Source organism: Pedobacter sp. AK013, from assembly GCF_014205835.1.
In the GTDB taxonomy this organism is placed as follows: Bacteria; Bacteroidota; Bacteroidia; order Sphingobacteriales; family Sphingobacteriaceae; genus Pedobacter.
Genome location: NZ_JACHCQ010000004.1, coordinates 214,189 through 227,626 on the forward strand (window position 1 = coordinate 214,189; position 13,438 = coordinate 227,626).

The window sequence follows — 13,438 nt, forward strand, 5'->3', positions numbered from 1 at the left end:
ACTAAAATTACTAAAAATATTAGCAATTTTAGTTTCTAAAAAGTATGACTTTTCAACATTTTTAGTTTTAAATCACTCCTTGGTATCACATCTTTCCTTACTTATTCTTCGGTAACGGTACATAATCCATCGGTACCATATCGGCCACTTTTTCGTAAGCCCAGAAACCTTCGTACAGGAGCGATCGGGAGTCGTAAATGCCGCCATTTTCATAGAAACGGACACCTTCGCCTGTTAGGTTGGCAACAGAAATTTCATTTTCGGGTACATCTAAGGGCCTGAAGATCCAAAACCCGGTGTTAGAATAAGCCAGAGATTCCTTTTCTTTGGTGTACTGGATAAGGAGTGCATCAGTATAATTAAGATATTTTAAATTCTGATTAAAATAGTGCACTAATGTATCGGTAAGTACCTCTGCTCTCGAAAATTTGTCGATTGTTCGGGGCATTTCTTTTTGTTTGGTCCAAAAGGCGAGCAGTGCAGTATCTATTTTACCTTTATTCTGTCTGATGCCTGTTTTCTCTGGTACGGCCTTAATCTTTTCTAAATTGGCATTAATTAAATATTCAGGATAACGGTTAGGATTGGGTACTTTAATCATCTTATTAATGATAAACCCTTCTTCTTGTGTTTTGTTGGCATAAAGCGAACGGAAGAAATGTTGCGACGAGCCATAATATGCAACCTCTCTGGCAGCAATATACTTTTTCTTTTTAGCCGCCGATGCCTTTAATTCTTCAAAAAACGGGTGGCCCGAATAATAAATGATATGTGTTCTCGAATTATACTCGAAACGGTCCAGCATATATTTAAGCCGATAACCCAAAGCTTTATTCTCTACAATCAAAAACTCGGTTGTAGAAACCGTTAAGGTACTTTTGGTGATGTCGAAATCTATATTTAGCACCTGCGGATTTAATATCTTGCACTGTAACGCATTTGGGGTTTTCCCAATAAAAAAGTCTTTAAACTGGTTAATATATTTCTGACGGTTGGGATCGGCCCTGATTACAACTTCTTCCAGTTGTGCAACATTTTCTTTCAAAATCAGCTCTACCTGTACCGATTTGTCGGAAATGATTACACTTTTGGAATAGGGGAGGTAACCAACCAGTTGAACGAGCAGGTCATAACTGCCCGGTTTTAGATTAGGTAGTTTAAATCGGCCATCGTTATCGGCCACAGTAGCAATCTTATACCCACTTAAATAGATACTTGCACCGGGTAATCCATCTTTTTGATCCCTAACCAAACCACTAATCGAGAAGGTATTTTGAGCAATGGCATTAGTGCCCAATATGATCAGCGTAAGGGCTACTAAAAGGCTTTTAATCATGGAGACGAATGTAACCAAAAGGCGTAATATTTATTAAAAACGCAAAAGATTTTTAACAAATTTAACATTTGATGGTGATCGTTATTTTGAGTGGAGTGCAACGCAGTTGAGAACCCGAAGGCTCTGCTAAGCAAAATCTTGCTAGATAGATCTCTCCATTCCGCGCTGCTCCAGGAGATGACGACTATTTCCAAAATAGATCAGGTTCGTCATAAAGATTATTTCTATTTGGAAACGAAAGGTCTGTTTTTCCATGGCTGGGGAAGTCCCGCCATCGCTTGTAGTCCTCGTTACGCTACACTTCACTGTGGGCTACCCGCTCTATCGGGTTTATTTAACAAGGGTAGGTGCTGCGTGGTTCCAAAACGCTCAATAGTATTACTGGCCCTTGCCAGCTAAACCAGACCAAAGTGAAAAACCCACAGCCCGAAGTATGAGGGCGAGGATTTGTAACGGAGGGCGGGGCAGTAGCAACCAAGAAGCACTGTATTTGCTTTTCAAAAAAAGAAACAATGACATCTGGTAGTTGTCTCTCTCACTTTATTAATGATATTTCTACTTTTTTTCCACCACATTAACTGGGGGTAAATAATCCATAGGTACACTATCGGCAATTTTTTCCCAGCCCCAATAACCCGAATAAATCATCGAACGAGGGTTGTAAATAGATCCATTTTCGTAAAAATATACCGGAACAACTTGTAAGGTAATGGTAGAAATCTGGTAATCTGGTATGTCTAATGGCCTTGCGATGGACAGGCCGATCCGGTTGGCATAAGAAGGATCTTCTCTTTCTTTGGTGTAAATAACATAAAGTTGATCAGTAAAATTGAAGCTTTTAATACTTTGATTTTTCACGTGTACCAATGTATCCTGCGTTACCGGAGCACGGCTTAAAATAGAAATCCCATTTGGAAGGTTTTTCTTTTTTATCCAATAACTCAAAGAATCTCCAGATGTAAAAGTTAATGTGCGTGTTAAGCCATCCTGTACTTTTGTTAAGCGTTTAATGTTGGCGTTAATCACACTGTCGGAAGGTTTATCCGGATTTGATATTGTAACCAGTTTATTAATAATAAAGCCCTCTTCGGTGGCTCGGTGATGATAAATGGATCTAAAAAAGTGTTGTGGAGAACCTAGATAAGCGGTAATCCGCTTTTGCTCCCAAATTTTCTTCCGGCGTGCCGATCCTTTTAAATCTTCGTAATACGGAAATCCTTCATAATAAATGATCCTGGTTTTGCTATCGTATTCAAAATTATTCAGCAGGTATTTAATGCGGTATCCGAGTGCCTTGTTTTCAATAATCAGAAATTGTGTGGTTTTTACCGTAAGTTTATGTTCCTCTTTATCGTAATCGATAATCAGTACATTCGGGTTGATGAGTTTACATTGTTCTGCATTGGGGGTAGTACCAATAAAATACCCCTTGAACATGGCAATATAATGCTCCCTGTTCGGATCGGGTTTAATGGTTACTTCGGCCAATTGGGTTATACTTTCTTCGAGGGTAAGATCCAGTTTTACGGCTTTATCAGCAATCACTACATTTTTGTTTAAAGCTTTATAGCCGATTAATTGTACTAAAATATCGTAGTTACCAGGTTTTAGCGGTAGTGTGTATGTGCCATCATTGTTAGAAACAGTTGCAATTTTATAACCGCTTACATATACACCTGCACCGGGTAAAGCCTCACCCCGTTTATCTTTAACTATACCCGAAAGCATATAACTTTGTTGAGCAGCACAAAATTTGCCGATGATTAATAATGAAAGTAGAAGTATAAAAGGTTTCATCATTTAAATATAAACTAATTTTTTAGTTTAAATAAGGTGTAGATGTAAAATTATTAGTGCTTTTTGAAATTTTACGTGTTTATCGCCGTGGCCTGTGGGGACACAGACCATGGATTAGAAATTACGGTGACGACCGATTGATAAACTAAGCGAGCAACTCCCGCGCATTTTCTATAGCCGATGTGCCTGGATTTTTACCACTTAACATTTCGGCAATAACACCAATACGTTCTTCTTGCTTAAGTTTGCGGATTCCGGTTGTGGTTTTTCCACGGTCTTCATTTTTGTGAACAAAGTAATGTGATATGCCTTTCGCGGCAATTTGTGGTAAGTGCGTAATCGAAATTACCTGCATATTCTGGCCTAAATCTGCAATTACTTCTCCAACTTTTAAAGCAGTTTCACCAGAAATCCCCGTATCAATCTCATCAAAAATAATGGTCGGTAACGAAGTATGTTTGGCTAATAAAGCTTTTATGGCTAACATCAGTCGCGATAGCTCACCGCCGGATGCTACTTTATTAACTGGCGCAGGCGCCTGGCCAGCATTTGCCGTAAAGAGGAGATCTATTTCATCTAAGCCATCTTTATTCAATTCGCTCAATACTTTTTGGTGCAAAACCAACTTGGCATTTAGCATCCCTACTTTTTTTAAGGTAATACCGGTTTGTTCTTCTACAACCTTAATTGCCTTTTTACGGTTGGCACTTAATTGATCGGCCTGTTTATGTAATTCTTTTTTAAGTTGGTCTATTTCTTTCTGTAGTTTTTCTATGTGCTCATCAGAAGATAGGAGTTTATTCAGGTTCTCTTCTAATTGTTTTTGAAGTGCTAGTAATTCGGTATTATCAGCAACCCGGTGTTTTTGTTGGAGTGAATAAAAAAGATCTAACCTTTGATTTACCAGTTCTAAACGATCAGCACTATGTATGGTATTCTCTTCAATACCAGAAACCTCGTCGGTAATATCCTTTATTTCGATAATTGATGAGCGTAAACGTTCATACAGTCCATTAATTGCAGGATCGAATTTTTCTATACTCTGTAACTGTAACGAAGCTTCTTTTAAAATCTGGAGGGCAGAAGGTTCACTTTCGTTAATTAAACCAGAAGCAGTAAGTAAAGCTCTTTTTATGGTCTCGGCATGAGTTAACCGCTCTAGTTCCTGCTCTAAATCTTCTTGCTCACCTTCCTGTAATTTTGCTTGCTCGAGTTCGTTAAATAGAAATTGCTCATAGTCTTGCTTATTTCTTGCTTCGTCTGCCTCACTCACCAATTTCTTCAACAGGTTGGTATCTTGCCTGAGTTTTTTAAATCCGCTGCGGTAATTAAGCAATAGCGATTGGTGGTTAGCTAAGGAATCGACAATTAACAGTTGAAAATCGGCATCATTAATTTCTTGGGTGGCATGCTGAGAGTGAATGTCGATCAGTTTTTCGCCGATTTGTTTCAGGATTGATAAATTAACCGGTGTATCGTTAATAAACGACCTGGTTTTACCATCTATAGATATCTCTCTACGTAAAATGCTTTCGTTTGCAAAATCTAAATCATTTTCTTCGAAAAGTTCTTTCAGGTTTTCATCTGCCAGTGCAAAGCTTCCTTCAATAACACATTTTTTATCCTGGTTAAAAAAGTATTTGCTTTCTGCCCGCTGTCCTAAAATTAGCGATAATGCCCCTAAAATGATAGATTTACCAGCTCCTGTTTCACCAGTTATAATATTCAAGCCTTTATCGAATTCGATATCGAGAGTATCAATTAATGCGTAATTACGTATAGAAAGTTTTTGTAGCATGCTAAGCAAAAATATTAAAATTTATTCAACAGGTGAATACAAAACAAAAACAGCGAAGAATAATCTTCGCTGTTCATGATCTGTTTGGTTTATGTGTTGTTATTTTATCGAAATGTTAATTACATTACCATTATCAATTTTTAAGTTAGCTGCCTGAACATAACTTTTTATTGCCATTTGATCGGCATTGGTAAAATCTGATTTTTTAAACGTTACTACCGCATTTAGTGTGTTCAGTGCTTTAAAAGCACTAGTAAAGTCTTGATTATTGTATAACATTACTGCTGGAGTTACCTGTGAGCTTTTGTTACCACCTTCTGCCTTTTCCTTTTTCTCTTTTTTCTCCATTCTCTCTTTCAGCTCCTTTACTTCGTTATCGAATTTTTCTTTCAATTTTTTATACTCTTCAGTTTGTCTCAGCTTACTGTTCGAGTTATCGTTGTATCTAAATATCATACCATCTGAAGAAAGCTGATAGCCTTTGGTTTTAAATAAAGAATCGGCATGTAATCTGCTTAAGCCAGATAATTTTGCAATGTCTCCAGATTTTAAAGCCTGCATCCTGATGTTATCGATCTGAGCTCTAAACTCAGGTGAATTCATTTTGGCAGACATTTCTTCGCCCATCTTTCTCCATTTTGCTTGTGCTTCTGGGCTGCTGAACTCTTTCGCCATATCTTCACTCATTTTTTTCCATTTGGCCTGCGCTTCTGGAGAATTCATTTTCTTTTGCATCTCTTCTCCAAATTTTTTCCATTTGGCTTGTGCTTCCGGCGAATTGTATTGTTTGGCAATATCTTCCCCGAATTTTTTCCATTTGGCCTGGGCCTCTGGTGAGTTATATTGTTTGGCCATATCTTCGCCAAATTTTTTCCATTTAGCTTGCGCTTCAGGAGAATTATAGTCTTTATGTATTTTGGCCAGTAACAGCGAATCGTTGAACTTAAAGTTAAAATTACTATCGGTACGCAGTCTGTAGATATTTTTCCCTGCAAAAAGCTCATCCCTGTAAAAATCTTTTCTCAGGCTATCTGGCATTTCCTTTACCGAGTTATATTCGGTTTTTTTACCATCCGCATCAATGGTTACAATTTTAATTTTGCGTTTTTTTGTAGTGTCCGTGCAAACAATGGTTTTTACATCATGGTGGTCGATTACACTCAGAACCTCAATTTTAGGCGATTTTTTAGTTTCTTTTTTCTTTTCCGTTGGATTGATCCAAGCAATAGAAAACAAGCAGGCTACTCCTAAAGTTAAGGCTGCCATTTGTTGTTTGGCGTTTAAATAATTTGTTTTCATATTGGTTATTCTTTTTATGCGTTGATATAAATTCTGGGTCTTGCCTGTTGCCGCTAGTGCATAAGCAGGACTGTTTTTGTCTTTTAATAGTTCGAGTTTAAGTAGGGCATGGGCATAGTTCAGTGGTTTTCCGGTAATTTTTAATACCAGATCATCGCAGGCATGCTCGCGCTCAATATGTATAAATCTACCTGCCATCCACACAAATGGATTATAGAATAATAATGTTTCAATGGCTGTTTTAATCAGGTTTAATAAGAAATCGTTTCTTCTGATATGTGATAACTCATGGATTAATATCGCTTCTACCTGGTCGTTGTCTAACTGGTTTACCAGGGCCAATGGAAATAATACCACAGGTTTTAAATAACCGATAACCAAAGGCACGTTAACAATAGAAGATAAATGGAACTGGATAACTTTATTAATTTTAAGGTGGGCGGTTACCTGCTCGAAAATGGCCTTCCAACTATCTGGAATGGCACTTAAACTTTCTTTCTTTAGTTTTGAAAGCTGACCATAGCCTTTAATAATAACGAATAACTGAAGTAAAATACCAATAATGTAAAATACCACTACAGCAGGAAAATACTGCTCTGCCTTGCTGCTAAAACTTGGCGGTAGGTTGTTAAAGTATTGGTAAACCTGTATATTTTGGGCATTGATTGCAGGAGGCTGATTATTTACATTCAATGTTAACTGATGAATGAAATTATAGCCAAAGCCAATAAACATTAAAATGATGGCGCCAAAAGCAAGGTTGTGCTTATGTTTTGCCGCGAGTTTCGGAATGCTGAGCATTACGATAAATAGGATACCATAAATAATGGCGCTTTGCCAAAGTGAGTTTAAAATACTCCAGCCAAATGCTTTGATGAACTGTTGTAATAAAGTTTCCATAACGGTGGTTTTAATTTTTATACGGGGACAATCCGAAAATTTTACTGTTTATCAGGGATCTAAACCCTACACCTTTCAACCTTCAATGCTAACCTTACTTTAGGCTATCTAAATATTTTTTTATTTCGTCAATCTCATCTGCACTTGCGGTGTGGTTACCCAAAGCCTGCATGACCAATCTCGCTGCCGATCCGTTAAATACGTTATCGATCATTTTGTTTACCAATTGTTTTTCAGTTTTATCCCGACTAACAAGTGCTTTATAGATATGCGTTTTTTGGTTGGTATCTCTTTCTACCATTCCCTTCTCGTGAAGAATCTGCATCAGTTTTAAAGTTGTGGTATACCCAGCGTCTTTTTTATTCAATGCCTCATGAACTTCTCTTACCGTTGCATTCCCCTTTTGCCAAAGCACCTGGAGGATTTCCATTTCACCTTCTGTTGGTTTGATGTTATGATTAGTCATATGTTACAAGTTGTACGAATTATTTCGTATTTAAATGTACGAAGATATTCGTAAGATCAAAATATTTTAACAAATTTTTAACTGTTGGCTTAACTGATTAACCGGTTAACTGCGATATAAGACGCATGAGACAGCCAAATGTTGCATGCCTATCTGGCTTTTGAAAGGAAAACCCCCACTATGAAAAACTGACTTAGGTTATTAAACCTGATTGATATGGATACCGGCCCGTGGATAAGGCCTGCAGGCGTATAAACGAAAGCAGGACTGACTTTAATTGAAATACTGAGATTGCTTTTCTAAAAAAATTAATCACCACAAATAGAGAAACTACTTATCGGTTAACCGTTGAAACCGGTAATTGGTTTACTGATGGGCATGATATACAATTAACCAGTTAACCGTCTCAATGCAATTACTTATCGCCTAATAATTCAGCCATTTTATCCCGTAATTCTTTTCCTTTAATATCCTTGGCAATTATTTTTCCATTAGGACTGATCAGTACATTTGCTGGTATAGTAGTAATACCGTAAAGTTTAGCTGCTTCGTTTTCTTTTTTAAGATCAGATACCTGCATCCAAGGTAACCGGTCTTCCTTGATAGCGTTTAACCATTTGGCTTTATTTGCCAATACATCGATTGATACACTTAAAACCGTAAAATTTTTCTCCTTGTATTTTTCATAAACAGCTAAAACATTTGGATTTTCTTCCCTGCAGGGCAGACACCACGAAGCCCAAAAATCAACAAGGACATATTTGTTTTGATAAGCTGAAAGTTTGATCGGATTACCATTTACATCATTTTGGGTAAAGTCTTTTGCCATCATTCCTACAGCGATTTTTTTACCTTCCGCAATCCTTCTGGTTATTTCCTTACCCTCTGGCATCACTTTAAGCTCTATAGATAATTTGGCAAAACTTCGTTCTACCTGAGGTAAATTTTTGCTTGTACGCGCCAGCTCACTTAATGCTAATAAACTTACATACGAATGTGGATGGTTATCGGTAAAGATAAACTGTTGCGAAATTATTTCATTGTCTACAACAGTAGTTTCCGTTTTATTTAGGTTTGCTGATGTGTTATCTTTTAGTTCACCTGGATTATCTAACTTTTTCCTTTTGTTATAAAGGGGTTTTAACGCAGTAAGTAGTTTTGCGTAATCATTATTTAATGGGGTTCCGGAAATAATGGAGTTACTTAAGGTATCCGGTGATTGAAGTATGATGTTACCTCCTTCAATATAAATTGAAAATGAATCGGATAAGTCGGCTGCATAACGTGGATTATCTTTTCTGCAAACATAACCTCTAACCCTGGTTTTGAAAGTGCCTTTAAATTCGAATGAGCCTTTACTAACTACAGTAGAATCTTGAATTAATTGATCACCTTGCCTGAAGGATAAAAACATCTTATCTCCATCTTTATAAGCCTTGCCATACCCTTTGATACTGAATAAAGATTGTGCCAGCAGGTTTAATGGTAAAAGGCAGATCGTAATTAATAAAAATCTTTTCATCATTTTTAGAAACTATATTTCAGCTGGCCAACGCCCTATAGCGGTTAACTGCTGAAACTGGTTAATTGGTTAACTGATGGCATGATATACAATTAACCGATTTAATATCAACTGCAAAGCTATCAACCATGAACTATCAAACTATTGACCAATGAGCCATTGACAAATGAATTAATTCTTCTTCAACCCTTCGTACTTGCCAATATTCGCCGGATCGATTTCTGCCAGCATATTATAAGCTTTTATGCGTTCCTGCCCATTCAGTTTAGAAAGTACATTGGTTACTTCCTCTGCTTTAGCCGCAAAGTAAACATTAGGAAAAATAGAACCCAGCTTCTGCTTATCCATTTGTTGCAGTGCAGGTAATGCCGCTACAATCTGTGTTAAACCCTTATCATTATCGGTTAATTGATCCAATCCGCTTAAATGATAACTGTAAATGAAATTGCGCAGCTCGCTAAAAATTGGATTTAAAACATTTTCGTTGAACCAAAAACGGTTACGTAAGCCATCTGCTGCTCTCCAGCCAGTATTGCCCGATGCTTGCGCCAGGTTAATGATATTTTGGGCTTTTTTATAGAAAGGAGTTCCACCCATTTTGCTAAAACTATCTTTATCCATTCCGATGATGGTATAAGCGTAATAGGTGAGGAGGGCACTGATATTGGAAATATAATTCTGATCAGAAAAGTCGATTGTAGAACCATCGTTGAAATTAAAATCGAAATTCTTATCACTCATATTTAACAAAGTACTGTTGTAAGAGCTGTTAAAAACCGGGCGGCTGCTTTGAATCTGCGCTTCTGCAGTGTATCCGGAACCACCATCCCACGAATTGATGGTGATGATAAAACTACATTCAATCCGCTCCTGGGGCTTATAACTTTCGTTGCTGAATTTGTTGTTGTTTAAAAAATCGCGGATTGTTTTTTGCAGCGCATCTAAAGTTGGCTTACTGATGTTCGAAACCTGAGGGGCCAGCAAAGTTACCCTCGCATTTAACTCCTGCGCATGCAGTTTCCCAAAACCAACCAATATCAATACCCAAACAATCTTTTTTATCATTTCGCAATTTTTAAAATGGCAGTACAAATATCTTTAGCAACATCCGTTTTCGATTTCATTTCAAATACAGTCCGTTCCAAAGCTTTGTTAAAAATAGTAATTTTATTGGTATCTGATTTAAAACCTGCACCCTTGTCATTTAAAGAATTTAGAACAACAAGATCTAGATTTTTCTTTTCTAGTTTGCCTTTGGCATAATTCTCTTCATCATTGGTTTCTAAAGCAAAACCAACCAAAATCTGGTGTGCTTTTTTTGTTGCACCTAAGGAAGCGAGTATATCTTTTGTTTTTTCCAGTTCCAAAACCAATCCGCTATCCTGCTTTTTAATTTTTTGAGTGGCAATTACTTTAGGACGATAATCTGCCACGGCTGCACACATTACGGTAATATCGGTTTCGGGAAATACCGATAAACAGGCATCGAACATCTCCTGGGCACTTATTACGTCAATCCTTTTTAAAGTTTGAGCAGATTTTTGTGCTGTTGGCCCGGCAACTAAAGTAACATCAGCCCCAAGCGTTGCCAGTTCATCGGCCAGGGCAAAGCCCATTTTACCAGATGAATGATTGCCTATAAAACGTACCGGATCAATCGCCTCGTAAGTTGGGCCAGCGGTAACCATTACCTTTTTGCCAAATAGCGGCATCGATTTTTTTATGGCACCATCCAGAAAAGAAACAATTTCGTCAGGTTCGGCCATTCGGCCTTCGCCCCAGAGCCCACTGGCCAGTTCGCCATTAGCAGGAGCTATAACCGTATTACCGTAGCTAATAATACGTTCGATATTGCCCTGGGTAGTTTCGTGCTTCCACATGTCCAGATCCATAGCCGGAGCTACATAAACCGGACATTTGGCAGAAAGGTAAACAGCCGTTAATATATTATCGCAGATGCCCGTTGCCAGCTTAGCCAGTGTATTGGCACTTATTGGAGCGATGATCATTAGATCGGCCCATAAGCCCAGTTCAACATGATTGCTCCATACGCCTGTTTCTTCTTCGAAGTATTGCGTATAAACCGGGTTTTTAGAAAGCGTAGCAAGGGTAAGTGGTGTAATGAAATTAGCACCATCAGGAGTAAGAATAACCTTTACGTTTGCACCAGCTTTTACAAGCAGCCGAACTAAAATAGCCGACTTGTATGCCGCGATGCTACCGCAAACGCCAAGGATTATGTTTTTATTTTTGAGCATAGTGTTTAGGGCATGGGGCATAAAGCATAGAGCGTAGTATTAAACGCTTTGCCCTAAACGCTATGCGCTATGCCAGTTACTTTTGTTCTTTAGCAGGATTTCTGTGATAGATTTTCTCGTTCAAAAATTCATCAATAGCAACTAAAACAGGTTTCGGCATACGCTCGTAATGCTTGCTGATTTCAATCTGCTCACGATTTTCGAAAATTTCTTCTAAATTATCGTTGCTTGAAGCAAATTCTGCCAATTTACCATGTAACTCTTCTTTAACGTTGTTCGAAATCTGATTTGCTCTTTTAGCAATTACCACTAAAGATTCGTATAAGTTATCTGTAGTTTTATCTAAATCGTGTACGTTTCTGGTTACTGTAGTGTTGGGTACAGCAGGTTTGTTAGTATTCATGTATTACTTGTTTTTAATATCCGTTTTATTAATTGTAGCAGAAGTATCTTTTAACTTCCCGGTTCTGATCAGCATCTGCTTGTATTTTTCCTGATCTGCAGCATATAATGCCAATTCTTGCTTCGTAGCTGCAATTCCTGCTTCAACATCATCCTTAAGCGCCTTTGCGTCTTTAGTGTATTTACTGTCAGGATGGTTCTCGGTAAACTCAGTATATAAAGCAAGCGCTTCATTATAACGGTCTTCCTGGCGAATCACATAGCTGTTTTTTGCGTATAAATATTGCGCTTTAATCATCAAGAAATCCATTTCCTCAGCATATTTAATATCTGGGTAATCTCTCTGCGCATTTTTTAAGGCAATAACAGCTGCTCTATAATTATCTACATTACTAGGCCCTGTAGTTAAGTACATTTTAGCATTTTCAAATGCTTTATCCTCTAACTTGCCCCTTAGTGTGGCAATATATTTGCCAGCAGCTGCAGCGCGATCGCTAGTAGGGTATAAGTTGATAAATAATTGTAGTGCATCAATAGCTTTATAGGTGTTTTCCTGATCTAAAGAGAAATTTGGAGACTCTAAATAGAAACAATAAGCCCCCATATATCTAGCTTCTTCGGCATTTTTACTTGCCGGATAGGTTTCTGCAAAACTTTTAAACTGGTATCTTGCAGTTGTATAATCACTTAATCTGTATAGTGTATAAGCGTAATAATAATTCAGATCCTCCGCTTCTGCACGGCCCCTATATTTTTGAGAAAGATCCTCAAAAAGCACCAAAGCTTTACTGTAATCGCGTTTATTATACAAACGAAGAGCCTCTTGGTATTTTTTTGCAACATCATTACTCGCTCTCAATTTCTCGAAACGACTTTTACAACCCGCAATACCTAAAGCGGCAATAAATACTAAAATAATTAAGTGTTTAACTTTAAACATTCTGCAAAGATAATTAATAATACGATAACATCAATAAAAACAATTGGGCACTAAGCTATGCAAAGCAATTCAGTACAATATAACAGTTAACAATTTTTAACATATATTATAGTATAACCTAATTTATCTGGAGGTTTTTGTTCCTACACTATATATAATAGTATATGTCTCATGTTTTTTCAGCAAAGCAGGGTTAGTACTACCTATATAGGTTTGTTCCCGCTATGCGCTGCAAAGCCTTGGTTCGTTCCTCACCTTCGGGTTTTCCGCTGCTATCGGGTTTGGGCTGGCGGGGACAGGGTTACTTACGAAGTTTCTAAGGCCATGCGCCGAGGAAACTTCGTAAGTCTTTAGATCAAACCCCGCAGGTTTTTAAAACTTGCGAGCTTTATAAGCACGCATAAACACTAGATCTGCAAAAAAAGTTTTGTTCGTGCTGACATTTTTTCTGTCTGAAAACCATTAACTTACGCTTAATCCTGGTCTATCCAGCAAAAACACTTTGGATTGAGGGATATTTTTTCTACTTTTGCATCCCGCTCCGGAGGAGGTGGCAACAGACTGAAAAGATAGCGTGAGGTTAAGGGAGAGCGGTATTTATTTTAAAATAAATATTGCTGGATTGGAAAAGATTGCTACCTTTGCAGCCCGGTTCGGAAGGACGGAAAGCTGATCAACATCGGCGTATTGAAATAGAGGAAAGAGGAAAAAAAGGGGTTT

Annotated in this window: 10 protein-coding genes; all 10 read right to left on the reverse strand. The window is 37.7% G+C overall.

What is annotated here, in order from left to right; translation table 11 throughout:
- Positions 1-97 precede the first annotated feature (97 nt).
- The 10 genes from HDC90_RS04775 to HDC90_RS04820 all read right to left on the reverse strand — a co-directional run bounded on the left by HDC90_RS04775 (position 98) and on the right by HDC90_RS04820 (position 12,718).
- Positions 98-1,336 carry a carboxypeptidase-like regulatory domain-containing protein gene (locus HDC90_RS04775; protein ID WP_184464383.1) on the reverse strand — a complete coding sequence of 413 codons (1,239 nt, stop codon included), beginning with the start codon at positions 1,334-1,336 and terminating at the stop codon, positions 98-100.
- A gap of 555 nt (positions 1,337-1,891) precedes the next feature.
- Positions 1,892-3,133, reverse strand: a complete 1,242-nt coding sequence (locus HDC90_RS04780) for a carboxypeptidase-like regulatory domain-containing protein (RefSeq protein ID WP_184464385.1) — start codon at positions 3,131-3,133, stop codon at positions 1,892-1,894.
- A gap of 145 nt (positions 3,134-3,278) precedes the next feature.
- A complete protein-coding gene (recN, locus tag HDC90_RS04785) occupies positions 3,279-4,931 on the reverse strand; it encodes a DNA repair protein RecN (protein ID WP_184464387.1) in 1,653 nt (550 codons plus the stop codon).
- Between the two features lie 99 nt (positions 4,932-5,030).
- Entirely contained in the window at positions 5,031-7,130 is a 2,100-nt protein-coding gene (locus tag HDC90_RS04790; RefSeq protein ID WP_184464389.1) for a M56 family metallopeptidase, read from the reverse strand.
- A gap of 94 nt (positions 7,131-7,224) precedes the next feature.
- Positions 7,225-7,596, reverse strand: a complete 372-nt coding sequence (locus HDC90_RS04795; protein ID WP_184464391.1) for a BlaI/MecI/CopY family transcriptional regulator — start codon at positions 7,594-7,596, stop codon at positions 7,225-7,227.
- 415 nt (positions 7,597-8,011) lie between these two features.
- Positions 8,012-9,121, reverse strand: a complete 1,110-nt coding sequence (locus HDC90_RS04800) for a TlpA disulfide reductase family protein (protein WP_184464393.1) — start codon at positions 9,119-9,121, stop codon at positions 8,012-8,014.
- Positions 9,122-9,289: 168 nt separating this feature from the next.
- Entirely contained in the window at positions 9,290-10,183 is an 894-nt protein-coding gene (locus HDC90_RS04805; RefSeq protein ID WP_184464395.1) for a DUF4835 family protein, read from the reverse strand.
- Positions 10,180-11,376 carry a bifunctional phosphopantothenoylcysteine decarboxylase/phosphopantothenate--cysteine ligase CoaBC gene (gene coaBC / locus HDC90_RS04810; RefSeq protein ID WP_184464397.1) on the reverse strand — a complete coding sequence of 399 codons (1,197 nt, stop codon included), beginning with the start codon at positions 11,374-11,376 and terminating at the stop codon, positions 10,180-10,182. Before coaBC ends, HDC90_RS04805 begins: the two co-directional genes overlap by 4 nt.
- A 76-nt stretch (positions 11,377-11,452) precedes the next feature.
- Positions 11,453-11,779: a DNA-directed RNA polymerase subunit omega gene (locus HDC90_RS04815; RefSeq protein WP_025145617.1), complete on the reverse strand. Its 327-nt coding sequence runs from the start codon at positions 11,777-11,779 to the stop codon at positions 11,453-11,455.
- Between the two features lie 3 nt (positions 11,780-11,782).
- Positions 11,783-12,718, reverse strand: a complete 936-nt coding sequence (locus tag HDC90_RS04820; protein ID WP_184464399.1) for an outer membrane protein assembly factor BamD — start codon at positions 12,716-12,718, stop codon at positions 11,783-11,785.
- Positions 12,719-13,438 lie beyond the last annotated feature (720 nt).

Bases quoted from the DNA above. Each gene is read 5' to 3' on its own strand.
- HDC90_RS04775 (WP_184464383.1), bottom strand. From the start codon at position 1,336: ATGATTAAAAGCCTTTTAGTAGCCCTTACGCTGATCATATTGGGCACT.
- HDC90_RS04780 (WP_184464385.1), bottom strand. From the start codon at position 3,133: ATGAAACCTTTTATACTTCTACTTTCATTATTAATCATCGGCAAATTT.
- recN (WP_184464387.1), bottom strand. From the start codon at position 4,931: ATGCTACAAAAACTTTCTATACGTAATTACGCATTAATTGATACTCTC.
- HDC90_RS04790 (WP_184464389.1), bottom strand. From the start codon at position 7,130: ATGGAAACTTTATTACAACAGTTCATCAAAGCATTTGGCTGGAGTATT.
- HDC90_RS04795 (WP_184464391.1), bottom strand. From the start codon at position 7,596: ATGACTAATCATAACATCAAACCAACAGAAGGTGAAATGGAAATCCTC.
- HDC90_RS04800 (WP_184464393.1), bottom strand. From the start codon at position 9,121: ATGATGAAAAGATTTTTATTAATTACGATCTGCCTTTTACCATTAAAC.
- HDC90_RS04805 (WP_184464395.1), bottom strand. From the start codon at position 10,183: ATGATAAAAAAGATTGTTTGGGTATTGATATTGGTTGGTTTTGGGAAA.
- coaBC (WP_184464397.1), bottom strand. From the start codon at position 11,376: ATGCTCAAAAATAAAAACATAATCCTTGGCGTTTGCGGTAGCATCGCG.
- HDC90_RS04815 (WP_025145617.1), bottom strand. From the start codon at position 11,779: ATGAATACTAACAAACCTGCTGTACCCAACACTACAGTAACCAGAAAC.
- HDC90_RS04820 (WP_184464399.1), bottom strand. From the start codon at position 12,718: ATGTTTAAAGTTAAACACTTAATTATTTTAGTATTTATTGCCGCTTTA.